The 25218-nt window shown below is 42.9% G+C and carries 25 protein-coding genes and 2 pseudogenes; 5 read left to right on the top strand and 22 right to left on the bottom strand.

Features of this window, described 5'->3' with window-relative positions; all coding sequences use genetic code 11:
• Positions 1-30: 30 nt before the first annotated feature.
• The gene (locus NYE35_RS20485; RefSeq protein ID WP_341121981.1) at positions 31-942 is read left to right on the top strand and encodes a LacI family DNA-binding transcriptional regulator; all 912 of its coding nucleotides are present in this window, start codon (positions 31-33) and stop codon (positions 940-942) included.
• A 48-nt stretch (positions 943-990) separates the two neighbouring features.
• A complete protein-coding gene (locus NYE35_RS20490; RefSeq protein WP_036688957.1) occupies positions 991-2256 on the top strand; it encodes an MFS transporter in 1266 nt (421 codons plus the stop codon).
• Positions 2257-2279: 23 nt separating this feature from the next.
• Here NYE35_RS20490 and NYE35_RS20495 read toward each other — a convergent pair whose 3' ends face one another.
• Together NYE35_RS20495 and NYE35_RS20500 are read right to left on the bottom strand one after the other, a co-directional pair.
• Complete coding sequence (locus NYE35_RS20495) at positions 2280-2807, bottom strand: hypothetical protein (RefSeq protein WP_341121982.1); 528 nt, start codon at positions 2805-2807, stop codon at positions 2280-2282.
• 242 nt (positions 2808-3049) lie between these two features.
• Positions 3050-4099 carry a phosphotransferase gene (locus tag NYE35_RS20500; protein ID WP_341121983.1) on the bottom strand — a complete coding sequence of 350 codons (1050 nt, stop codon included), beginning with the start codon at positions 4097-4099 and terminating at the stop codon, positions 3050-3052.
• A gap of 156 nt (positions 4100-4255) precedes the next feature.
• On the opposite strand from NYE35_RS20500, the gene NYE35_RS20505 reads away from it, so the two are divergent.
• Complete coding sequence (locus NYE35_RS20505) at positions 4256-6118, top strand: rhamnogalacturonan lyase (RefSeq protein ID WP_176462642.1); 1863 nt, start codon at positions 4256-4258, stop codon at positions 6116-6118.
• 237 nt (positions 6119-6355) lie between these two features.
• Here NYE35_RS20505 and NYE35_RS20510 read toward each other — a convergent pair whose 3' ends face one another.
• From NYE35_RS20510 to NYE35_RS20575, 16 genes and pseudogenes are all read right to left on the bottom strand, one after another.
• Positions 6356-7120, bottom strand: coding sequence for an ABC transporter ATP-binding protein (locus NYE35_RS20510; protein WP_341121984.1), 765 nt, complete (start codon positions 7118-7120; stop codon positions 6356-6358).
• Between the two features lie 14 nt (positions 7121-7134).
• Complete coding sequence (locus NYE35_RS20515) at positions 7135-9474, bottom strand: ABC transporter permease (RefSeq protein ID WP_341121985.1); 2340 nt, start codon at positions 9472-9474, stop codon at positions 7135-7137.
• A gap of 34 nt (positions 9475-9508) precedes the next feature.
• Positions 9509-10756 (bottom strand): MFS transporter, encoded by a 1248-nt coding sequence (locus tag NYE35_RS20520; RefSeq protein WP_341121986.1) that lies wholly within the window; start codon positions 10754-10756, stop codon positions 9509-9511.
• A gap of 42 nt (positions 10757-10798) precedes the next feature.
• A complete protein-coding gene (locus NYE35_RS20525) occupies positions 10799-11422 on the bottom strand; it encodes a TetR/AcrR family transcriptional regulator (RefSeq protein WP_038572259.1) in 624 nt (207 codons plus the stop codon).
• Positions 11423-11955: 533 nt separating this feature from the next.
• Positions 11956-12633 carry a DUF1266 domain-containing protein gene (locus NYE35_RS20530; RefSeq protein ID WP_341121987.1) on the bottom strand — a complete coding sequence of 226 codons (678 nt, stop codon included), beginning with the start codon at positions 12631-12633 and terminating at the stop codon, positions 11956-11958.
• A gap of 16 nt (positions 12634-12649) precedes the next feature.
• Positions 12650-14134: a J domain-containing protein gene (locus NYE35_RS20535; RefSeq protein ID WP_341121988.1), complete on the bottom strand. Its 1485-nt coding sequence runs from the start codon at positions 14132-14134 to the stop codon at positions 12650-12652.
• On the bottom strand, positions 14131-15831 hold the full coding sequence (locus tag NYE35_RS20540) for a molecular chaperone HscC (protein WP_076272012.1): 1701 nt from the start codon (positions 15829-15831) through the stop codon (positions 14131-14133). The genes NYE35_RS20535 and NYE35_RS20540 overlap by 4 nt, the downstream gene beginning before the upstream one ends.
• A gap of 218 nt (positions 15832-16049) precedes the next feature.
• The gene (locus NYE35_RS20545; RefSeq protein ID WP_076201434.1) at positions 16050-16619 is read right to left on the bottom strand and encodes a 5' nucleotidase, NT5C type; all 570 of its coding nucleotides are present in this window, start codon (positions 16617-16619) and stop codon (positions 16050-16052) included.
• Positions 16620-16704: 85 nt separating this feature from the next.
• Positions 16705-16896, bottom strand: a complete 192-nt coding sequence (locus NYE35_RS20550) for a cysteine-rich CWC family protein (protein ID WP_076141099.1) — start codon at positions 16894-16896, stop codon at positions 16705-16707.
• Between the two features lie 535 nt (positions 16897-17431).
• On the bottom strand, positions 17432-17767 hold the full coding sequence (locus NYE35_RS20555) for a hypothetical protein (RefSeq protein ID WP_254924619.1): 336 nt from the start codon (positions 17765-17767) through the stop codon (positions 17432-17434).
• Positions 17768-18211 (bottom strand): annotated as a pseudogene (locus NYE35_RS31465) (hypothetical protein); the annotation flags it as partial.
• Between the two features lie 12 nt (positions 18212-18223).
• A complete protein-coding gene (locus tag NYE35_RS20560) occupies positions 18224-18484 on the bottom strand; it encodes a hypothetical protein (RefSeq protein ID WP_141240325.1) in 261 nt (86 codons plus the stop codon).
• Positions 18485-18524: 40 nt separating this feature from the next.
• A complete protein-coding gene (locus NYE35_RS20565; protein WP_341121989.1) occupies positions 18525-18743 on the bottom strand; it encodes a hypothetical protein in 219 nt (72 codons plus the stop codon).
• Positions 18744-18762: 19 nt separating this feature from the next.
• Positions 18763-18921, bottom strand: a complete 159-nt coding sequence (locus NYE35_RS31470; RefSeq protein ID WP_370510952.1) for a helicase C-terminal domain-containing protein — start codon at positions 18919-18921, stop codon at positions 18763-18765.
• Positions 18922-18960: 39 nt separating this feature from the next.
• Positions 18961-19239, bottom strand: coding sequence for a hypothetical protein (locus tag NYE35_RS20570; RefSeq protein WP_339809791.1), 279 nt, complete (start codon positions 19237-19239; stop codon positions 18961-18963).
• A 241-nt stretch (positions 19240-19480) separates the two neighbouring features.
• On the bottom strand, positions 19481-19795 hold the full coding sequence (locus NYE35_RS20575; RefSeq protein WP_341121990.1) for a DEAD/DEAH box helicase: 315 nt from the start codon (positions 19793-19795) through the stop codon (positions 19481-19483).
• Between the two features lie 424 nt (positions 19796-20219).
• Between NYE35_RS20575 and NYE35_RS31475 the strand changes: the two genes are divergently transcribed.
• Both NYE35_RS31475 and NYE35_RS20580 read left to right on the top strand, forming a co-directional pair.
• Positions 20220-20378, top strand: a complete 159-nt coding sequence (locus NYE35_RS31475; protein WP_162636765.1) for a transposase — start codon at positions 20220-20222, stop codon at positions 20376-20378.
• A gap of 152 nt (positions 20379-20530) precedes the next feature.
• Positions 20531-20807: pseudogene (locus NYE35_RS20580) on the top strand (DUF711 family protein); the annotation flags it as partial.
• Between the two features lie 166 nt (positions 20808-20973).
• Here NYE35_RS20580 and NYE35_RS20585 read toward each other — a convergent pair.
• From NYE35_RS20585 to NYE35_RS20600, 4 genes are all read right to left on the bottom strand, one after another.
• A complete protein-coding gene (locus tag NYE35_RS20585; protein WP_341121992.1) occupies positions 20974-22932 on the bottom strand; it encodes a carbohydrate-binding protein in 1959 nt (652 codons plus the stop codon).
• An 83-nt stretch (positions 22933-23015) separates the two neighbouring features.
• A complete protein-coding gene (locus tag NYE35_RS20590) occupies positions 23016-23174 on the bottom strand; it encodes a hypothetical protein (protein WP_178420331.1) in 159 nt (52 codons plus the stop codon).
• Between the two features lie 140 nt (positions 23175-23314).
• A complete protein-coding gene (locus tag NYE35_RS20595) occupies positions 23315-24325 on the bottom strand; it encodes a glycoside hydrolase family 130 protein (RefSeq protein ID WP_076100167.1) in 1011 nt (336 codons plus the stop codon).
• 56 nt (positions 24326-24381) lie between these two features.
• Positions 24382-25218: a carbohydrate ABC transporter permease gene (locus tag NYE35_RS20600; RefSeq protein WP_038572285.1), complete on the bottom strand. Its 837-nt coding sequence runs from the start codon at positions 25216-25218 to the stop codon at positions 24382-24384.

A 25218-nucleotide genomic window follows, 5' to 3' on the forward strand; every position in this document is an offset into this window, starting at 1 on the left:
ATATCACAAGGATAAGGGAGCTATTTACTGGTGAAAAAGACAACCATGAAGGACATCGCACTTCGTGCCAATGTCTCCGTCGCAACAGTGAGCTATGTTCTGAATCGTGTCGGCAACCAAACCATTCCTGAGAAAACGCGCCAGCAGATTCTTCAGCTTGCCGAGGAACTACACTACATACCCAATCTGGCGGCACGTTCACTTGCGAATCAGAAAACAGGATTGGTAGGTGTGCTCGTTAACACCTCAGCCCATACCCCACACTGGAAGCTCCATGCCCAGTTCTCATTTATACATGCCTTGGAACAACGGTTAACAAATGCTGGTTACCATACGCTGCTATATTCACTTGATGTTGACCAGCCTTCTTTGGATATTATCGTAGAAAGAAAGCTGGAGGCTGTATTTCTGATCGATGTGCGCGAGGAAGCCTTTTATTCGATCTCCAAGCATTTTGTAGAAGGAATTCCTTTGATTCTGATCGACAGCATGATTGAAGATAAACTCTTTAAGCAGGTCCTTTTCAACTATCGAGCAGCTCTACAAAAGGTAAAACCACAGGACCTTTCACAGGGATGTTTAATTATGGAGAGCTTCAATAACTCTTTCCTCACCCGCTTTATTCAGGACAGTATTCCATTACCTGAAGAAGCGATATTTACCGTTGTCAATTTGGAGGAATTAAATACATTCTTACAAGAGGGGGGCTATAAAGAGGCCATTGTCATTAATGAGTTTATTGGAAGTTACGTTGAAAAAAACGGGAGGTTCGAACAACTCTCTGTTCTTTGCACCTGCAATTGTCCGGAAATATTAGGCGATGACGTTCATAAATTCATTTTCACAGGGGATAAAGCGGCTACTGCATTTGAACTCATGGACAAATTATTGCATCATTCTGACTACTCCGCACAAGAAAATAATTGTTATTTTGTAGAATAATTTTTTTGTCTATTCACTTAAGCGTTTAAGTTGAAGGGAGCATAACTTATGCCTGATCCTGTATTAGTGAAACAAGTTCCCCCTGCTGTTCAAGCTCATCCCTCTCTTTGGGGAAATCGGAGATTCCTGCTGCTACTCAGTTCGTACTCCATTTCCTTATTCGGTAACACTTTTCATAGTATTGCTTTAAGTTTATGGGTACTGCAAACGACCGGCAGCGCCAAAATGATTGCCATCATCACGATAATCAATTTAGTGCTCAGTTCTTTACTTGGATCGATAGGGGGAACTTTTGCGGATAGGGTCAATCGTCGAACCCTCATGCTGATCACCGATCTGATAAGTTGCGGACTCGTAGTGACACTTGCTTTAGCCATTTCCCTGCCCTCTACATCGTTCATTATAGTCGCTATACTGACGGGTCTTACGACCGTTTCAGCTTTATTCCAGTCCCCGGCATACCAAGCTTCTATCACTACTGTTGTTGGTAAAGAACATCTACAAAAAGCGGTAGGATTGTTGAACTTGTCTGAAAACATCTGCCGTACTATTGGTTATTCAGCCGGTGGTATTTTCGTAGCGAGTTTTGGAGCAGCCGACGCTATTTTATTTGATGGAGCTACATTTTTCCTCTCCTTTCTGCTCGTTTTAGCAGTTCGCTCCCTTCCTTTGCCAACTCAATTAAATAACGCACCCAAGAAAGAACGGAAATTCACACAGGATCTGGTTGATGGAATTCGCTATATTTGGAGGTATCCTTTCGCACGCGCCGTTATGATTATGCTTCCTACCTTAACCTTATTTTTTGTCCCCTCCCTGATGTTGACGCAGGTTATGGCCGTCAAAGTGTGGGATTCCACTCCCTTTCAGTTTGGACTTATTGAAGCCTGTATTCCACTTGGTTATATGATCGGGTCCGGACTGATCTTGCTGCTTGGCTCCAAATTGAAAAACAGAGGTTTCCTTATTATGACTGGACTGCTATGTCTCGGTCCCCTGTACCTCCTGTTATCATTCGTCACTTCCGCTGCGATTGCCATTCCTATCATTCTTGTGATTGGCTTCATGTTCTCATTCTCCACGTTGCTGATTAATACAATCCTTAGGCTGGAAGTTTCAGAAGACATCCAGGGTAGGGTGTTCGGTGTATTAGGTTCTATCATGAGTGTAGCCCCATCCATTGGTCTTACTGCTGTCTCGTTCTTGTCTGATCTCTTCAGCCCTGGTCCTGTCATGGGTTCAATCGGAGTCTTACTGCTGCTGTTTGCCTTATCAACTATCACTAAATTAAAGGTAATTCGAAACTACAAGTAATTTCAGAATGTATCCTGTGTTCTTTATCGCCTTCTTTTTCTAATAACGCGTCTAAGATAAAGCTCAAACAGTAATAGAACAACCAGAAAAATCAATAACAGGAGACCCGCTATTCCAGTTGAAAACGGAAATAGGAGTGGGAAGAAAATACTAGGATAGGCCTTAGTAACATCTGAATAATATCCCATACCCATAAGGGAGGTACCGGAGAACTCGATTAGCTTGACACCTAAATGATTGATGCTTCTTTGCGCATAGCTGAGAACCTCTTCGTCTACTTCTCCGTTTTGTGCAATCGTGATGATTTTCCATTTTCTTGTTTCCATGGGTTGACTATCATCGGTCAGTCTTTGGACTATACTTACTTGTTCCTCACCAGTCTTTCGGTCCTTTACTGTGAGAATATCTATCCACGAAAAATATCTGCTGCCTCTGTCCCGATTGGATAGCCATATTTCATCAGGGGTGGAGATTTTTTGATCATTTAATAAGAACTGAACTTTGACAATATCACCAGGCGGGGCCTTCTCCTCTTCATCCCATGGAGTCATATCTGCTTTCCTGCCTGTTTTCACGTATATAGTTGAACAATGGGTTAAAAGAAATCGCCAGCAAAAATAGCGAGACGCCAGATATAACTATAAACTTCTTCATAAGTCCTCCTTTTTAACTTACAGTCAGTTTAAACTTTTGGCGTGAACCCCCTTCCGGTCCATCGGGAACATATTCCTGCAAAGGACTAAATCCAAATTTCCGATAAAACTCCCTGGCAGGTTGGCCTGCTAAATGATCCTCACCAAAGGTAGTGACGGTTATCTAAATCTCCCAACCATAATAAACATTGTGGAATAAAATCAGCGTAGTCGTGTACTGCATTAATCGTACGGATTACCTCACGAGTACCCAGCTCCCGTTCTGCGTCATCCGAGCTCTCCAGTCCTAGCGAACGTCTGATATTGTAAGCTAACCATTCTAATTTTCCCAAAAAGCCATAGTTGAGCACAACCTGCCAATCCGCATAAATCTCTCCGCCATGCTCCAGATAGCTGTTAATCAAATTTGAGAATGCCTTTTTGCTTAAATCTCCCGATTCAGAACCTGACCAATATAAAGCTACATCTATCAGCTCTACTGTCGGATGAATAGGTCCTGCTGCTTCCCAATCGATTATTATCGGAACTTTCTGCTCATCCCACAAGACATTTTTGGGGTCTAAATCCCGATGGCTGATAACATAATGATTCGTCAATAGACTCGCTGAAGAATAAATCAATGCCTCCCAATTCTCTATCTTATGCAGGTGATCTGCCAGCAAGCTTGACCATTCTGCACGCTGCTGCTCTCCTTTGAGAGCAAGCTCTTTCCAATTGGCAACTGGAGCATTAGACGCTATAAGCGTTTCAAAGTGATGATCATCCGTTCCCTGTGAGAAATCGATGATGTGGAGCTGCGCGAGAATTGCCCCAATCTTTTTACAACAATCTAAATCTATTTCATCTAAAGGTAATGCCTTCCCCTGAACCCATGGAAACAATAAATAAAATTGCCCCTCAACCTCGTGCATACTACTGCCATTAGATACGATTGCCGGAACAGCATGGATCCCCTTTTGATAAGCCAGATTCGCAACCATTTCAGAAAAAATATAATTGGACATAGCTGTATCTCGTTGCATAATTTGAGGATTTAAGGCCTTTACTGCGTATTGCGCTTTATCCGTTTGCAGGCGATACATTCTGTGCAAGAGTCCACCTGTTATCGGTTCAGGTTCATTCATCAACAGACCCAGATTATATTTGGCACAAAGTGTTGCGAATTTTAAATTATAGCTCATATTTTCCATGTTATGTATTCCTTTCCGTGTGAGTGAAGCCGTACTCATATAAAATGGTTCAAGTAAATTTAAAACATATTTTTATCTTTATGAAATATTATGTACTGTTCACTATGACATCCTGTGTAACCCTCGTGAACCAAATATGAAAAGGAGGCTTCGTTAATGAGTAAGCGGTTACATCAGTCAGGATATCTTGTAATCATTTGGTTTTTAGTCTTTACGTTAGGGACGGCAGCTTTTGGCTCTCTTTCCTCTGTGTCGGCAGCAGCTGCCCGGCAAGCGGAAAAGCTAAATCGGGGACTAGTAGCAGTAAAGGTATCCAGCGGTGTATTTGTGAGCTGGCGGCTACTCGGAACAGAAGAACTGTCGGTTTCTTTTAATTTATACCGCAATGGCACAAAAGTAAACGTTACCCCAATCACGGACAGCACAAATTATCAGGATAACGCCGGCACAGCTTCGTCTAGCTATACAGTTCGAGCAATCGTTGACGGTATTGAGCAATCTGATTCCCCAGCAGCAAATGTATGGGCCAACAATTATTTGGACGTTCCAATTCAGATTCCGGCTGGCGGCACTACGCCAGATGGCGTAAGTTATACCTATAGTGCCAATGATGCCAGCGTAGGCGACTTAGACGGTGACGGGGAATATGAAATCGTGTTGAAGTGGGATCCTTCCAATTCCAAAGACAACTCGCAAAGTGGCTATACAGGCAACGTCTATCTGGATGCCTATAAGCTGAATGGAACTCGGCTATGGCGAATTGATCTGGGTAAAAATATTCGGGCTGGCGCACATTATACTCAATTTCTAGTCTATGATTTCAATGGTGATGGTAAAGCCGAAGTAGTCTGCAAAACAGCAGACGGTACGGTTGACGGAGTTGGCGTAACCATTGGAAACGCAAGTGCAGATTATCGCAATTCCAGTGGATATATCCTGACCGGACCTGAATATCTGAGTGTATTTTCCGGACAAACGGGGAAAGCCTTAAGCACAATTGATTATGTTCCTGCCAGAGGAACGGTATCCAGTTGGGGTGACAATTACGGCAATCGAGTAGACCGCTTTTTAGCAGGAGTAGCCTATCTGGATGGAGTACATCCAAGCATCATTATGGCACGTGGTTATTATACACGCACAGTCGTTGTAGCTTTTGACTGGAATGGCAGTGCTTTGACTCGTAAATGGACCTTTGATAGCAATAGCTCCACCAATGCTGGAACCGCCGGTCAAGGTAATCATAGCTTAAGTGTAGCCGATGTGGATAACGATGGTAAGGATGAGATCATTTATGGTGCCTTAACCATTGATAATAACGGTGCGACCTTATACAATACAGGGCTGGGTCATGGAGACGCGCTGCATGTAGGCGATTTAAATCCGAACCGCCCCGGTCTCGAAGTTTTTAAAGTCATGGAAAATACTAGTTCTCCCTATGGCGCTGCGGTATGGGATGCTGCAAACGGGACGGTCTTATGGGGTGTATACACGGGAAAAGATACCGGCCGGGGGATGGCTGCCGATATTGATCCCAATTATCCCGGGGAAGAGGTATGGGCTCACGGCGTTGGCCTATACTCCATTACAGGCACCAAAATAAGCAGCACAATGCCTTCTGTGAATTTTGGAATCTGGTGGGATGGCGACTTGTCCCGCGAACTGCTGGATGGTGTCAAGATTGATAAATGGAACCCTGCAAGCAACTCCGTTACCAATTTATTAACCGGAGCGAGCGTAGCATCCAACAATAGTACCAAAGCAACGCCAAGCCTACAGGCCGACCTGCTTGGAGACTGGCGCGAAGAGGCTATCTGGAGAAAGTCCGATAACTCGGCTCTACGAATCTATACAACTACGAACATCACCACTAATAAAATATATACCTTAATGCATGATCCAGTATATCGGTTGAGCATTGCCTGGCAGAATACAGCTTACAATCAACCTCCGCACACAGGATTTTTCCTAGGCAACGGTATGCCCACTGTGTCTAAACCCAATATCTACGTAGTGCCGTAAGCTTTCTAAAGAATTAGTAAGTGAATAAAAAAGCAATTGCAGTTATCCGGATGTGCCGGGGCAATTGCTTTTTTGTTCGGTTTATATCAGCAATGATCGAGGTGCGTTAATAGTTTTTTTAATTGTTTAATGCCTTCGCATTGAGTGGTTATTATTGCATATAAAATAGGTTTTAGTGCTGGGCAGATATTAAACTGTAAAACGTTGTTTGACATTCGTACAGCGCTAGATCCCCAATCAGAATCCCAGCTTTAATAGCCAGGCCGCAAGCTTCTCCTCCCGCCTTTTCAATTCACCATCTACGCGATTATATTTTCCAAGCCGTTGCTCAGCTGCAATGCTGCCATCTAGTATATATAAGACACGCTCAGCTTGAGCAGCGACTTTGGCATCATGTGTGGCGATTATAAGCGTTGTTCCTGATTGATTAATATCTGCTAATATGTCCATGATTTCACTAGCTGCTTTTGAGTTAAGCGCCCCGGTTGGCTCATCGCCAAACAATATATCTGGCTGATTAATGAGTGCTCTGCAGATTGCTGCTCTTTGCAATTGTCCTCCTGACACCTGTGTAATATCACGTTCAGCCAGCGTAGCAATTCCTGTTTTGTTCATTAACTCGGCTGCTCTTTTATTGATAGTTCTACGGCTGCTGGTTCTCGCCCGATAAGCAGACAGGATGATATTGTCGCGGATATTCAAGTTTTTTAACAGATGCATTTGCTGAAAAATAAAGCCCATATGCTTTAAGCGCAGTCCGGCTAATTCGTTCTCTGAAACTCCGCTGATCTCCTGCCCTTTAAAAATAACACTTCCCGCTGTCAACTTATCCATCCCGCTGATCGTATACAGCAATGTTGATTTTCCTGAACCAGAAGGTCCCATGACAGCTATGAATTCCCCCTGTGACACCTGAAGCTGAACATCCTTTAATATCGACTGCGGAGTTCCTTGCCCTGTTGAATAACTTTTTTTTAACCCCTTCGTCTCTAATATGAACATTCTGCCACCTCCTATCATTCGACAATTAGTTTGGCTATACTGGATTTTCTCATTGAGATCGTGCTTGTTACGGTGGTGAGCGCTACAATCAGCATGAAAAGTAGCGGAAGAATAAGATAGGCTACCGCCGGATTGATTACAAACTGTATCTTAGAAGCACCCATAAAAGAGCCTAGCATTTGAGCAATTTTTTGCCCGAGAGTGTTAGCCGCAAAAGTACCAAGAATGACGCCCAGCCCTGATATTATCAGCATCCTTACCAGATACTGCCTACGAATATCTCCTAACGTAAAGCCAACACTTCTCAAAATAGCGGTTTGCGAAGAATCCTTGGCAAGCAGCATTTTCAGAAATAAAGAGGTAATCAATACCGAAATCGAAAATGCGATAACGATGGATAAGCCTGTAACTAGCTTCAATTGGCGAATTGTATTTCCTAATGTTTGAGCTAAATAGCTTTGCAGATGAGTGATTTTTGCTGGATAAAATAAATTGGTGTACTGATCCATTTTTGCCTGGACGGAAATTCCCGGGTTCACATCCAAAGCTACTACATACCAGAGAACCGTCTTCGGATCATATGGCAATTGCGCTTTTGCGGTTCGGCCACCATTAGTTATATCCTGATAGATCCCGCTAACAGTCAATTTTTTTGCCACCCCAGCAACCTCTAAAAGAACGGTATCCCCCACCTTTTTATTCAGTTCCTTGGCGTTCAGGTCAGAAAGAGCGATCTCACTTGCACTGCTAGGAGTTCCTCCATTAACATACGAGAGCGGAAAAATAGTAAAGTCACCGGTTTCAACATTTAGCGATTCCCATACACCATCACTACCTAATACCTTAAATCTAGAAGTAATCAGTGGAGATAATTTAGAGATGTCCGGGTCATTTTCAAGCTTGGTTATCATCTCATTAAAACGCTTCTCTATTTGGTTCGATTGCTGCAAATCTATACGAATATCGCTCTGACCGACGCCCATATAAGAAACAAACCGGGGAGACTGAAGGGTATTCAATATATTCACTGGCACTAGAACGATAAACAAACTGATCACAAATACGAAGAACAATAATCCGTACATGGTGAAGCGCCCGTAAACATCTTTTACCCCGAGAAAAGCATTCACGTTAACAAATTTACGCTTACTAAGTGAAAATCTGCTTGTGTTAATCCTTGCTTCACCCCTCGTACCTGACCGTAAAGCTTCTACAACCGTGATGCGATTAAAGCGTCTAAGAATCATCCGGCAAAAGAATACAACAACTCCAAAGATCAAACCTACCGCCAGGACAGGAACAAAATATTGAAGTATACTGGCAGGAGCAACGCCCAAATACAAAGTAATATTGGCTGTAAACAAACGCACCACACCTAAAGATAGTAAATATCCACATACAGAGGCGACGGCTGCCATCACGATATATTTTGCTAAATAAATGCTGCGAATATCTTGCTGCGTGATCCCAATCGCTTTCATGACACCTATCTCTCTGTAATCCTCTTCCAAGGTAGCGATCATCGTAAATCTGAGACATAAAATAGCAATCAGCATCAGCAGAACACTTACCAAAATAATAACAACTGCGATAATCCCATCCGTCAGTGCATTCAGCGTTTTAAATAAAGGATAGTCAATAGAGGGGCCTTTATTGGGCAGATTTGAGGATTGATACTCATTGCGGAAATCATTGAGCTTGGATAGATCCGTAAGCTGAAATTCAATCAGGTATTCAGGTTCGCCGAGCTTTTGTTTAAGCGCTGTAAAGTCAGCAGCGTTTACGACAAAACGTTTGGAGCTGACCATGGCTGGATTCATTTGGACATCCCTTACAAAATCAGTAATCACAAACTTTTTATCGAACTGTTCACCTAAAACGCTAACTACGTCGCCGATTTTCAGATTCTTTTGCTTCATATAATAAATGGGGACAGCGATTTCTCCTGCCGATACCTCAATCACCTTGTTCTCTAAATTCAGCAGCAAATCAAACGAAGGATTCTGCTCTACAAAGCCGATATCCATCACGCTGTTTGCTTCCGAGCCTTGGTTACTGCCTAGATAAACGTTAGATCCATCCAAGTTAAGCATCTCTACGGTTTGTTGATCTTTCACCAGTGGATTAGTAGCTGTAAAGCTCTCGATTGCTGAGCTGTCGATTTGTCCTGCGTGCATCTGCACGAAATGAGGGGCTTTGGATTTAATCAATAGCTGATTCAAGGACCCCGACAACTCCATAATCACTTGCGACGCAGAAGCAACAAGCAAAGCCGATAACATGATAAACACAAATAATCCGAAGGTAATGATTTTATTGCGTTGAAGGTCTCTTTTTACAATTCGTAGCAGCATTGACGGGCCTTCTCCTCTCTAATACAGAATTCAATTATCCACGTTCAAGGTTACGGATTGATTTCATTCGGGGGATCACAAATGCCATAATAATGATGAGCAAACCAGAGATGATAAATAATAAGCCGATTCCCCGTCCTTCCCCTGTGCCTATCACCTTACCTACTGATGAAGTAAGCAGACCTCCCTCTCGCAAAAGAGGATTAAACACTTGATCAGCCAATATGCCAGCAAAAGCATACGCAGCCACATAACCGAGTTGTGATAAAATGCCAATGATCCCCCATGCCCGCCCCTGTGTGTCATTTGGGATATGGTTGCGAATCATAACGTCAGCACTGGTATTAACAAAAGGCAACGTTGCAAAAAATAAAAAGCCAGCAGCTGTAATAAAAGCAACATTCGTGGTCAGACCCACCAATGAATAAAACAGTCCGGCGAATCCTAGGCCGAGCGCTAATACTTTAATATATTTACGATCGATGCTAAAAACTCCAATAATCAGACTGCCGAGCAACATCCCTATAGCACTTACAGACACTACCGTGCCTAGAGTTTTCGTATCCGTAAAGGGTAGAAGCATAGGCGTATATAAGGTTTGGAGAAAACCCACATAAATAGTAACGACAGACAAAATGATCGTAAGCTGCAGTACACCTTTCGTGTAAATAAGAGCATCCCAGCCCTCCTTCAAATCTTTTACAAACGACTGATTCGTTGGGACTCTGTGTTCAGTCTGTAGATTCCTGCGAACAGCCATCACTGCAAGAACTGTAACTAGAAAGGTTGAGATATCTATAAGCAGGATAGTTGTTATATCCATAAAGCTAAGCAAAATCCCGGCAAGGATAGGGGAAAGAAGATATTTTGAGGACGCAGCAAGCTGAACTAAACCACTAGCCTTGGCAAATTGCTCCTCTGTTAATAAATCTGTAATGGTAGCCTTGTAGGCAGGTTCAAGCAAGGATACAAAAATCGAACTAAACGTCACGCCTAGACAAATCTGCCATAAATGAGGTTCACCCAGCAGCATGATGATGAGAACATATACTAGTCCAAAAGCAGATAACAAATCCCCTGCTATCATCATCAATCGACGATCAAACCGATCCGCTAACACGCCGCCAAAAGGACTGAGCACAATGGAAGGGAGAAAAGCACATAAGGTTAAAAGTGCCACGCTAGAGGCAGTCTGCGTCATCTGGAACACATAAACCCCTAAGGTGAAAGCCGTCAACCCGCTGCCAATACTGGATATCCACTCCCCCATCCAAATGATCATAAAATTTCCGAAGGATTTGTTGTTCAGAATATTCCCTCTCCCCTACTCAAACATTTGAAACACATAGTCGAAGCTGCCCTTCTCCGCCCCCAGCGTAATTTCCATCGTATAGATAAAAGCTCTTATCTTCTGGATGATTTCCTCAGGCTGCCACTTGAATATACCTTCATCAAAAAGAAATTGAGAGGTGATCAATAGAAATTCCATCGTCTCCCGGGGATACGGATTGTGAAACAGTCCCTCCTCTATGCCCTGCTCAATGACCTCCGTCAAAACAGGAGTTAGCCGTAAAATGGTTTCCACCAAGCTTTTCTGGTGCAGCTGTGCATTATCAGCCTGATGGAACTGCTCAATCATTTGGCTTTTTCTGTCCGTATCCGGCTTTTGCGCCATAATGATTTGCAGCAGCTTTTCATGAACGGTCAGCTTAGGATCTGCAGCAATTTGCTTAGCGGTTGCTACACCAACATCAATAAATCGCAGCACTACAGCATCCATGACCTCTTCCTTCGATTTAAAATAATAGTAGAAGGTCCCCTTCGCAATACCTATAGCCTGCAAGACATCATTCACTGTCGTTTTGGTATACCCTTTCGTAAAAAACAGCATTTCTGCTGTATCCAATATTTCATTTCTACGTTCTTCCGCTTCTTTGGAAATTCTCATCTGAAACGTCCTCCATTCTATTGACCGACCGTCGGTCTATTCCAATTATATACAAATATCAGATCCTGTCAAGATTAATCCGGCATCACAAAAAGAGAGAATTCCAAAAGCTATGTTATAGCAGCTGGAACTCCCTCTTTTTTGGATATACTGTTTGGTTTTACTGTTTGGTCTTACTGCTGCGTTTTACTTTTAGCTTGCTCTTTGATCTGATCCGTTGAGCGAAACCTTTGCTCGTGTTGTAACACTAAACTTCGTTTGCTTATATCACATTTACACTTACGACATAGCCTATCGGACACAGCTGACCTTATATGCTGCATTATCCCCCATTTGGAATCCTAACGGACCGCATAGCCACTATTGACATGAAAAACACCACAAAAGACCCCTTCCTCAAGGAATAGCTGCACTGGAGTCCGAAAACCGGCTCAAAGGGCTATAAATCTGCAAATAGCGTCCTCTGGGTCCTTAAGCAACACGGGATAGGTATTCTATAGGTATTCAATAGGTATTAATTACCTAAGTACGGACTAAGTGGCTTCCGGCTGCAGATTTTGCCCCCAAACGGCTTCCCTGTATAGAATGCTGCTATTTCGCATGAGCTTCTGCAATCCCGTCTCAAAAAGATTATCTAATCCGCCGGATTGTACTAATGAAAATTTGCTGCCCAAGGAATAGGCTATATAATAATCCGCCCAACTGCTATAACGTTCTTGTAGCTGCCTTGCTGCTTCTATTTTGTATTCCCAGGCTTCTTCCTTCTTCAAATAATCCTCAACATAACCAATCCGGCTCAGATAAATTACCCAAGCTAACCCAAAAGCAGAAATGTCACCAGAAGGCAACTGATGTATTCCTGGTGCAACAACCTTCAGATTAACAAAATCCTCATGATCCTTATGTGCCTCAAGATATTTACTGCGTGAGGTTTCCGAAAGTGTGGCTAAACGAGCATGTAAAGATCTATATTCTGCACGGTTGCCATCTTCTAAAAGCCAGCGAATTTGGCGATGAAAGGAGTTAGCATCCTCGATATTCCATCTTTCACAAGCATTTTTGATTAATCCTCTTTTGAAGAAGACATTACTGAAATCAAACTCATAAACCACATAGTATCTCCCTAAGAGACCACGTATGCAGGTAGAGGAAAGACAGCGGAAATACATTTCCAATCGTTTTCTTTGCTTAACATTGTATTCCTTCAGCATGTAGAGCCTCCTGATATTAGTTCGAGAATAAGTATGCTGTTTTGCAAATGTTCCTGATTTTCCATAGAATAATAAGAATGAACACCGCATTGACAAGCGGGGGAAGCTCAGAAACTGAAAAATAACATATGGTATATACCAAAATATAGAACCAGCTTAATTTCAGGAAAACCAATAGATAGAATAATATAGGCCCTATAATGTTCTTTCCAATGGTTACTAGCGAAGAGATACGAAGACGTTGTGGATACAGTTTTTTGTTCTTCAACATGTACTTATTCGCAAGATAACGAAAATGAACGAACTCGTCTTTTTTAGGCTCATTTGTCTCCGTTTGTGTAAGAGCTTCCTCAATTTGAGAACGTGCAATCTTACATTCCAGAATTAAACATTGCACATCTCTATTTCCAGCATCCTCCTGCAACAGATATTCACAATCCTTCATCGCTTCCTCATAACGCTGCAAATAGTAGAGAAGCCGCCCTCTTAATAAGTAACCGTCTCTTTCGTTAGGCCACATAGTGGTTACTTGGTTTAAACACACCAGCGCTTCCATATAATCAGCAGTATCCAGACAATACTTAGCTCGCATTAATTGCAGATCCGGATCATTCTGAAACAGCTTATTTGCTTCGTCGAGCAGTTGACCAGCTTCAGTATGTTTATCCTCCATCAGCATGAATTGAGCGGATCGCCTCAAATTTAGATAGCGTTCTATGTCAAACTCAAGAGACGCCTGCAAAAGGAAACACTCATAACGCATCTCCAAACTTCCGTCGACCTGCCCTAGTATGTACTCGACTAACTTATTATCATAACGTTGAAGAAATATTTCCTTGTCCTCACGAAAATGAAAAAATGAATCCAAAGCCTCCCATACGGCATGAGGCAAATTCCGATGCTGATCAAGGAACAACATAAGCTTATCCCTTAGCCGATCACGATGCTCTATACTCCACATGAAATCTTCATTCAAAAGTGAATGCCACGAAGCTTGTTTAATCCGGCGCGAGAAATCCGCATACAGTTCCCTAATTTGTCTGTCAAAAATATCTGCTGGCTGTTCTTGAAGATCAGCATCAAGTTGGATGGGAAGAGGGCGAAACAGCGCCCACTCGTTTTCATGCGGTATAGAAGTTGCCCCTTCTACTTCTTCCTCGGTGTCTACCTCCTCAACTTCTTGTTCTTCCTCCTCGCTTTCTTCCTCCTCAGCTTCATCTACTCGTATTACTTTTTCTGCTTGTATCACCATTTTTTCTATTTCTTTTGATATTGCTTCTGCTATTTCTTTCTTATCCTCACCTACCAATGAAGGGACAGTGCTTGCTATACGCTGCCCGGAGCGGGCCCATTTCACAGCTGTATCATAAGCTTCTCTAAGCTGCTGGTATCCTTCAGGGTCATCTTCGGGGTGATGCGATTTCAGTTTCTTGGCATAGGCCTTTTTGATGATAGCTAGTTCATCTGTGGGTTCAATCTCCAACATACTCCAGATTGTCATGTGAAGTATGACCACCCTTCAATTTCCGCCAATTGCTCATTGAAAGCTTGTGCCGCTTTTTCAATCACTTTCTCGTTCTGAGTATATAAAGCATCTTCGAATACTTTCAGACATTGTGCGATAAATTTCCGTTGGTCCCCAAGCACCTCTTCATATAAACGCTCACCTCTAGCAAGCAGAAGCCGGTTCTCGGTACGCTCACGCGGATGAATTTTGATACTCCGCAGTTCCAGTAAACGAGCTTCAATTTGCTTTTTCGTCATTGCACCAGCATTTTGCTCGATGATCATCTGATGCTTCTGACCTGTTGAAACTGTTGTAACCTCCACCTCAAGAATCCCATTCACATCATATGTATATCTGACATCAATACTTTCTTCTCCCCGAGGTGCTTGCGGAATCTGAAACTCCATTTCTCCCAGGAAAAGATTATTTTCAACGCGAGGACTCTCCCCCTGATACACATCCACACTTATGATCTTTTGATTATCTGCAGCTGTATATAGACGTTCTACCCGGCTAACAGGAATCGGAGTATTACGTTCAATGATCGGAAAGTAATGTCCAGATGACGTTTGTCCACTTGAACCTCTACGCAGAACACTGGTCCCTAATGTATAGGGGCAAACGTCCGTCAAAATCATTTCGTCCAGCGCTTGATCACGCTGCTTCAGGGCCACCTGAACCGCAGCTCCCAGTGCGACTGTCTCATCTGGGCTGATATTCGCATAAGGCATTTTCCCGAACATACGGCTGATAATTTGCTTAATCAGAGGCATTTTAGTCGCCCCCCCAATCATCACAATCCCATCCAGATCGGAAGGCTGCAGAGAAGCATCCCGCAATGCTCTTTCTATCGGCTGCCTTAGACGTATTAATAATGGTTGTACCAATTGCTCAAGCTCTGAGCGATCTATAGTCAGAACGTATTCTTCCTCTTTAATAACTATCCGCATAGTCGCAGCAGACTCTGTACCAAGAATTCGTTTACTCTGCTCTGCCTGCTTATACAACATCGACCTCGTTATTGGTGTTAACGATTCCGCGTCCAGCTTATTCTTTTGGATAAAATAGGCCACTAGTATCTCCGTGAAATCTTCCCCGCCTAGATAGTTATCTCCGGCAATCGACTTAACATCCATTACCCCTTCGAAAAGCTCCAGAATTGACACATCAAAGGTTCCTCCACCCAGATCAAAAACAAGAAATGAAGTCTCCTGATTCTGATGCAGGCCATAAGCGAGTGCTGCCGCCGTAGGTTCACTAATAAGCCGCTCTACTTGTAAACCAGCCAGCTCAGCCGCTTTCTTAGTTGCTTTCCGCTGAACATCATTGAAATAAGCCGGAACACTGATTATAGCTTTCGTTACGGACTCACCTAGATGATTTTCCGCATCCTCTTTCAGGGACCGCAGAACGAAAGAAGATAACTCTTCAGGAGTAAAAGTCATCGAACCTAGCGTATATTTCTTTGCTGATCCCATAAAGCGCTTAAAAGTCGAGGCGGTTAACTGTGGATGTGTAATCAGTCGTTCCTGTGCGATTCTTCCAACTAATACTTCTCCCCCTGCATCTACACTAACAATCGAGGGTGTTACATGCTCCCCGAGTACATTGGGAATAATTACAGCCTGACTGCCGTCCCAATAAGCAGCAAGACTATAGGTCGTTCCTAAATCAATTCCGATTGTTCTCACTACTATCTCCACTCCTTTTATATACAATAATATACAAAGAAAAGAGTCCAAGAATCGAAATGTCACTAATTCAACATATTTACATCCAGAGCATAATAATGAAATTGCGCTTCTGCAATAGATATAAAAAAGGTATCTCAAAAGCCACACTGGCTAATGGGATACCTTCATTTTTTGGTGGAGGATATTTTTCTGTACATCATCTATAAAAAACAGTCTCATTCGCTCTTTGGACGTCCTAACATCTGATCTATCTTCTCTTTTGCACCTTCCCATGAGGTCAATAATGGAAAAGCATATTGTTCACGGGCCCGCAAATTCCATGGATGCGGAATACAAAGCACTTTTCTTCCCTCCTGCAATGCCGGAACCAGGTTATGCACCCCGTCATCGATCAATAGATCGTAGTTAATAAGATTTTTTCGCTTACAGGTAAAGAAATTTTCAATCGGAATAAACGGCATATGCTTCTGCAGCCAGTTCCATTTTTCCACCACCGACTGGGGTTGGGCTGCCGTAACAATAATTACATCATAAGCGTAATGCAGTTTCTCCATTTCTCCTACGACATGTTCGTCAAACAGTTCAAGCTCTTCATACAGACCGGGCCGCCCATAGAAAATCTCTTGTGTACAATCCGGATGACGTAAATGATCCGTATTCCAATCAAGCATTTCCTCATACCGCAGCAGATGCGTGGGAAAATCATTATTATTATGGTATATGGCTCGCTTCACTAGATGGCAAATTGTATCATCCATATCTACTGCAATTATTGGCTTCCTCATCTGCGCCTCCATTATTTTTTTAGATTACACTTTAATTATATACAATGAAATTACGGTATTCGTCGAGAGTTAATTAAAATCCCGGTTAATGTTTATTAAATGCTTCTACGCATTTTTGGCAGATACAAGCTTTCCCTCTCAGTTCTTCCGGGATCTGTTCCTGCAATTCGAGTGGAATTTCTGTATGGAAACACCAACAGTCACCGCTTTCAGCGCCACAACGATTCAATTCTTTACATAAAGGACAATGGCGTTCTTCAACCAGTATGTTCATCATATCCAAAATTTCTACTCCCCCAAAAATCACAAACTATTTTTCTTTGGAAAACCATATCAATAAAATAAATCCAACAAATGACAAAACGTCAGTAAGTAAAACAAACAACTCCCCGAATAGGTTTCCGCCATAACCACTTCTGAAGATCCCTAGTTTAGCATAAGCCCAGTTTCTCTATTATTCCTACACTTGTGAACTCGGTTCACTTGCATTAAGATAGTGAACATTACGAACTCAAATGGGAGAATAACAGATGAATGATAAGAAGATGAGCTTTTTAGAGTGGGTTCGGGAAAGAAACAGTCTCGTATTTATCCGCTTCAAACCTCCACTGCCATATTTTCATGTGTACCTCCAACAGTATTATTTCACTCTTCCAAGTGCTATCTTTCCTTCTATTAAATCTTTTCTTATTTCATGCAAAGCTTTAACTCCTTCATTCGTAAGTGCGACCTGATTATAGTTTAATCCAACACCCATCCTTTGCCTATCATCCAGAAGGGATGCAAATCAGTGGTCGTTAGTATCTCTTCACCTATATGGATATTCCAGTATCTGGATTATTGGACCAGACCATATCACCAACTTGAACCTGTTCAATCGGCTTGGCACCTTCTTGGTTATTCACCAGTGTGCCAGGTGAGAAGCAATTACACGGGTTGAATTTATAGATTTGCCTGAATATCCGTGCTACAAGAATAAGTTTCTGTCCACGAACAAGATATAAAATGGAGTTGAGTCCATCAGGACCCGCCCCAAGGATAGGAATAAATCCACCATACCCAATCAAACGTTGCAGGTTATCCATTGTAGACATATTGGGATCATAAACAAAAGTCTCGGTTGTCACCCAGAACGGTAATGGGTACAATTACTTGGTCTCGACTTGTTGTATCGACCGTAAGACAAACAAACCGCAATAATAGTTAAAAATGAATGAATTACGTATTAATTCAATAATTTGTGCCTTAGAAAAATCAAAGGTTTCTGCAATTTTAATAATATTTCCTGTTAGATCATAGTGAAAACAAGGTGGGTCGTCAGAATTAATGCATACTGTCACTTCGTTGTCTATTAATTTTTTGATTGGATATTTATCCCACGACGGATATACTTCTAAGCTTATATTAGAAGCTGGACATAGAGTAAGTAATATTTTTTTATCTGTCAACCATTCTAATAACTTTTCGTCCTCTACAGCACGAACACCATGATCTATTCTATCAAATGGTATCGATTGGATGGCATCCCAAATACCTTCTGGACCAACTTCTACACCAACATGACCCGTAATAAAGAATCCATTTTCTTTTGCAACAGCAAAAGCCTAAATAATATTTTGTTCTACCATTTCACGAGCACACTCAAAGACCATGTCAGCGAAGTCATTTTCTGTTTGAATTGAAGAGATCGCTGTTAACATCACAGTAATAAATTCATTAGCAATAATTCTCAGAATACTATTTCGCTTTAATCCAAATATTTTTTCTTTTTCTGGCCAGGTTAAATTATCCATATTTCTATTTGAAAGAATCTCAAAAGCCCTAATGAAATAAGTTCTCTCTATTAATTCTTTGCTTGAATTCAAACCGTATTCACAACTACAGTCAGGACAAAGAAAATACTGTTTAGAATGCAGCAAGTGTGATAAGTACGCCCTGCAGAAGACGAAGCAAGGATGTTGGGAGTTCTCTTGATACTAAAAGTGAATTAGGTTCATCGATATCTGGATGAAGAGAACTAACCACAATTACAGCGACTACGGGTACTGTTATTTTATAATCGGCTAACCCTAAGATCGAAATAGTAACTCCGGTACTTATGGCTAAGTGAGCTCTTCCCATCATAAGAATCAATAACCTTTCTTTAGCAAGGTAGTATGTGAATGATATCCTCTAATTTTCTTGAATATTGACACTTTGGGAGACTACGAATGACTCTTCCCCCATATCTCTTGGTTAAGATTCTGTTATCTAGAATGATAAAAGCGCCTTGGCACTTCATGGATCGATTTAAACGCCCAATCCTTGCTGAAGCTTTACCATCATTTTAGGGAACATATAATCAAAGAAACTGCTGCGCTTGGCTTAGAGTAGCACAAACCTCCGAAATTTCAATCTTGGTTGTCATAAGCTTGAAGGCAAGTAATCCTCCTTGATCATCTCTCATCTTCTTTCCTACTTGAGCGTACACTTCATCAATTTGCTGGTGAAAAGTTTGACGAAGCTGAGCAAGCTCGATTTGATTTCCATGATCGAGTTCCGAAAATGCACTTCGTTTGAAGATTGCTTCGTCAAAAATGACGGCATCATATGCTGGAAGAGTACCATTCCCCGTCTTCATTCTCATTTTTAGATCATTAAAGAAGTAAGCGAAATTTGTGACAATTATATGGGAGGTATACATCTTTCCTTTCAGGTCTTCTAACATGCAGTTGCTTGGTTTAGTATTGGCTGGACAATTGGAAGCACTAATCTTTTTTCACACATTGTCTTCAACATCGAATCCTAGAGCCGCACGATCCCCAACCCGTTCTTGTTTCACCATCTTTGAAATTTCACGTACAAGTTTAGCTTTAGAATCATTACTGCGTAACTTTTTCTTGCCAGAGAGCTTCTAATTTTGTATTACAAATATAATGATCTTTTTCTTTGACATGTTGGAACTTAAGTGATAACTTCTCCATCTTAAGAATGTTAACTACTCTTGGCAGCTCCACATTAACGATTTGATTCATTAAAGGGATCGTATGCGTACAGACAATAACTGTTTTCTTATTAACGACAGCCCATCGAGCTGCAGGAGTTAAATATCCAAGTGATTTACCAGTCCCGGTGCCGGCTTCGCAGATTAAATGCTGTGAATTTTCTAAAGATTCGCCAACCTTTTTCGTAATCATTATTTGGGGGGCTCGTGGGATATATCCATTTACTAACTTAGACAAATGCCCTTGAGCCCCGAAAGCCCGTTCAATAAATAATATATTGTAAATGCCTTTGTAGGAAGCTTGATAAATAAAATCTATGCTATCACTCTCATACTTATTTATTCATCTAAAATTTTGGAAGCATCTGATTCGTAAAAGTATTCATTTTGTCGATCTTTATACTCCTGCGGAATTTCCTTCCCCCAATATTTTGCATACGAATGTAATGTCCTCTTGTTCCCTCTACTTCCAGGTTTCCCAAAATAAAATTCGAGATAACTCTCGGGTTTGCTAATAGGATCAAAATCCCGATCACTAATATCTTCCACGATGGATTAGGCAACCCTCTAGCTTTTCTACTGACGGGTGGTCAAGTTATTCTTTTCCAGCGATTGAATTGCTTCAGGAGTTAGATATTATTGGAAGTCACATTCTTGGCGACAAAGCCTATGGCTCAGAAGCGATTCGGAACTGGATTACGACTAAACAGGCCACTTACACCATTCCACCTAAAACGAATAGTCAACATCCATGGAAGGTCGATTGGTATCGGTAGAAAGAACTCCACTTGGTTGAATGCTTTTTCAATAAAATCAAACACTTTCGCCGTGTGGCCACTCGTTACGATAAGTTGGCTAAGTCAATCCTCGCGTTTATATACATAGCTTCCATTTTTAAATTGACTCAATGATAGTTTTCAGACACGCCCTAAATGACAATATTAAAAAAAGTGGCGTAATGGCCTCCTCCTATGTAGGTGGGCTTAATAGTAGAGCCTTTATTCCGTTCCATGAAGATCACGGCATGATTAAAGCGGCTCAGCGGGGTACCCTTACACTAGAGAAGCTGGAATCTATGACCTTTGGTCGAATTTGGCGGCCTGCTCGGATATGCACCAGTTATAGCAGTAAACGGCTTCAACTGCGCGAACTTCGTTAATCGTGGCGGACGAATCCCAGCTCCAATTCATAGCTTTAAGAATTAATTGAAACCTCAAACAGCAAGTCCCTATTTCACTTCACTTAGGAGACTTGCTGTTTTTTTGTGTTAGTTAGTCAGTCGCAGAAAAAAACTTTAGCTGAATGAAGAGGCATATCATTTGATATACCCCTTTATCCATCTTATTGCAATTAAATCAAACCGTTTCCATTCTATTTGAACTGGAACCAAGTTAAATTTGCAACTGTGGTTGAATCTGACTTAACAAAAGTAACATATACCGTATGGGTTCCTACAGCTGTCCCGGCATTAAGCGAGATATTCTTGACTGACCATGTCTGCCATCCGCCTGTGGTTTCTGCCGTCCAATAACCCAGCATAGTGCCTGTAGGGCTGTCCAAGTGGAATTCTATTCTTCCGCCGGAATTAGCGGATGCAACCTTCAAATCAATACTTGTTTTAGCTGTACTACCAAAATCTACATTTTTAAATGCTATATAGTCGCCATTACTCCCTCCACCAACATCCAGCCCACCATCAGTGCTTGCCTCATAGGATATAACACCTGAACTAAGGTTATAGCCTTCCGCTTCAAATTTCAATGTGTTGAATTTTGGAGCTTCAGCATAGCTGTTAGTATCTGTTATTTTCAATTCTGTCAATGTAGTTGCCGCAACTCCACCGACGCGAACATTGTTTAATGTAACTCCGGAGACAGTAAATGTATCACTCCAACCCTTCATTACTGAAATTTCACCTAAAGCGCGTAAATTGATATTATTATAGACCACATTTTTTATCGGTCCGCTTTTTGCAGAAAGATCAAACCATCTGGAGTGAACACCGGATCTTGGCCAGAAGCCTTCTACATCTATATTGTCAAATATGATGTTTTGTGCTGGTGTAGTCCCATAAAGATGACCTACCGCTAAAGCGCGCCAGCACCTGTATACATAAGAGTTTTTAACAACAATGCCATCCTGAAGCTGTTTAACTCCATCTCCAACCTTAAATGCTCCACATCTGCTCCAAGCCAAAGCATCATCCACAACTACATTTGACTGGTTTTCAGGACTTCCCGGCCAGTTTGCAGCTATATCCGTAGTTGCTACATCCCATGTCTTAAATGAGTATGTGTCATCCTCCGATACTGCTACCGTGTGCTTTATTAGTACATTCTGGCTCTCTTGAATGTCTATTGCATCATTTTCATAATCAAGTTCATTGTTGTTGAAGTGCTTTGTATTCTGGAATGTGACGTTATTGGATCTTGTAACTATGGTAGCCCAGCCCCCGCTGTCTCTTATTGTTATGCCGTCAACCGTGAAGTTGCTGCACTGCAAGGGTACAAGAATATTGTTCAAATAATTCTTTGTATTTCTCATATAATGGCCATTGCCGTCAATAGTCCCCCTGCCGTATATCTTAATATTGTTTGCATTTGTTTCGGTGTAAATAAACCATGTTCCATCCTTACCCAGAGAATTCTTATGAAAATGGGTAGTGTAATCGCTCGGATTTCCTGAACCCCTTATAACAGAACCACCCTCCAGATAAACCGAAACATTGCTTTTTAAAACAAGGTTTCCGCACTTATAAACACCGGCTGGAACGTATACTATACCGCCACCTGCTGCGTTAGCCGCATTTATGGCGTTTTGTATTGCAGTTGTAGCCATAGCGGCACCGGTACTGTCGGCACCGTATTGAGTTTTAACATTGTATATACCTGTACCGGATGAAGCCGGAACATTGGTTTCAAGAGCATCTGCCGCAATAACCAGATCTTTCAGATTATTGATTTTAACTATAAGATATGTTGGTGATGAAAGTGTAAATGTAAGTGTATTTCCGCTCTTTGTTGCAGTAATTCCCAAAGCTTTGGGAGAAATATTATAGGTATTGATTGTCTCGCTTGCTGTTATTGTGATTGTAGTAGTACCTGAAAAAGAGAAATTACAATAATTATAGTTTACAAATATCGCCGAAGTGTCGATTACCGGTATATTTGTAGAGTCTGCTGTTACCGTGTATTGACTGGTCGTGGTATAGATCGACGGTAATGGATAGCTTACAATTGTATCCGCCGCTCTTGCTGTCAAAGGAACGACAGCTAAAAGACTGGCGAGCATACAAACAATTAAGCTTAATAATTTTAACTTTTTCAGCATAAATAAACACCTCTTTCATATTTTTAGGAAATACTCTGTCATCAGTGAATAATGATTTCACCAGTGATGCTCTATTACTCTTTTCATAAAATCGACATATTCCTGTTCAGCTTCGGAAGTGGCAGAGTAATACTAACCTTTTCTGCATCAGCAAAGTTTCCTTTTAAAATACGGTCCCGGTTTTGTTGCACTTGTGCAGGATTTCCTGCGTTGGTCGCTACTACTGAGCTGTATTGTTGCATTTTATGGATAATCTCCCCACGGTCGCTGTTGTTGATTTAGCATTGTTGCACTTCATGCACAAACTCCGCGCAAGCCGCTCCAATCATGGCACATGGCCCCACTGTTACTCCGCATTTCCGCCCTCAGCCTGCTTCCAATCTTATCTATGCTCCGGCTCCAGACAGAGTCGGAGCAGATCGTCCACATGGGCCGTTGCCAGACATTCTACCGTATCCGCAGAGCCATAATAGATCTTGACCTCGCCGTTATCCTCCAGAATCATCCCTCCCGGAAAAATCACATGATTGCGGAAGCCCCCGCCAATCTCATAGTCTGTCTCCGGTGCCAGCAGCGGCTGCCTGCTCATGCCGATCACCTTGCGGGGGTCCTCCAGATCCAGCAGCATAATTCCGGCGGTATAGCGCTTCTTCCAGGTGTCCTCCCAACCATGCTTGCCTCTGGCCGGGTCCACATCCACCGCATGGAAGGTGGTCAGCCAGCCCTTATCCGTCCGGACCGGAGGTGCGGCCGGACCGACCTTGTCATTGGCAAACGGCACCTGCTCGACGGCGAGCAGTAGGCTGGAGTTGCCCCAATGCTTCAGGTCCGGCGACTCGGAGATCCAGGCATCGAAGCGGTCCCTGCCGCCGCGGCTGTATACCGTGAAGGGACGCTCCAGCCGGACATACTTGCCGCCGATCAACTCGGGAAACAGTACCATATTGCGCAGGTCCGGTGTAGACAGGCTGAGCACCTCGAAGTGTTCCAGATCATCGGTAACGGCAATTCCGCCGCGGATGCCATGGTGCGTATCCACGGCAAAACACATATAACAACGGCCGCCGATCACGGTCAGGCGCGGGTCGTAGGCGCGGATAATTTCCTCGTCATGCATTTTGAACACTGGCTTCGGGCCTGCGGTCCAGCTCAGCCCGTCGTTACTGTAAGCAATGCCGAGATCCGTGGTGTGGTGCGGCTCAAGCGTCTGATCGGCCAGTGAGCCGTAATCATTGCGGAAGATCATCACATATTTGCCGTTAAATTTCGTTACACCGGCATTGAATACCAGTGCGGTGGGGTAAGGAATCTTCGCTGCAGCCAGCACCGGATTGCCCGGATACCGCCGGATGAACGGGGCAGATTGCAGAATCGCCGGAACGTGTTGAGTCATGGGGTGTACCTCCTTGAATGTTAAAGATGGATTATGGGTTGCGCAGGGCCGGACCGCTACCCTTTGAGGGAACCGGCCGTCATCTGCATGAAGGATTTGTTGGCGAACAGATAGGCCACGAGAATCGGCAGAATGGACAAGCAGGCGCCCGCCATCATATAGTGGGTCTGGGAAGCGGCTGAAATCCCGTATTTCAGGTTCGCCAGCCCGACAGTCAGCGTCTGCAGCTCCGGCTTCGTCATCGTGAACACGAGCGGCAGCAAATATTCATTCCACGCGCCGCGGAAGGTGAACAGCGCACCTACGCCGAGTCCGGGTCCGAGCAGTGGCAGAATAATTCGCCAGAAGGTGCGGCCAGGGGAGCTGCCGTCCATCAGCGCCGCCTCATCCAGCTCACGGGGAATCCCCTTCATGAAGCTGGACAGAATGAAGAAGATCGAAGCATGGGCGGAGATCAGAATCAATATGACCCCCCACAGGCTGCTGTGCAGATGAAGCTTGACCATCAGATCAAACTGCGGACGCAGCACGACCGCCCCTACTGCCACGAACATAGTGAAGGATTGCAGGCCGATATACAATTTCTTGCCTGCAAAATCCATCCGGTCCACCACATAAGCCGCCATGGATGATACCAGCAGCGTGCCAACCACCGCCGCCAGAGAGACAATCAGGCTGTTCAGCGTATATCTGGAGAAATTCGCCTGCGCCCAGGCTTCGGCATAGTTCGAGAAGTGCCAGCTATCCGGCAGGAAGGTGGCTCCCGCAGTCAGTTCGGCATTTGTCTTGAAGGAGCCGAGAATGGTGATAACGACCGGAATCAAGGTGATAAAAGCAAATGCCAGCAAAAAAATCCACAGGATGATATTGCCCAGTATGGTTCTTAGTCTCAT

Source organism: Paenibacillus sp. FSL L8-0494 (assembly GCF_038003695.1).
Lineage (GTDB): Bacteria > Bacillota > Bacilli > Paenibacillales > Paenibacillaceae > Paenibacillus_AQ > Paenibacillus_AQ odorifer.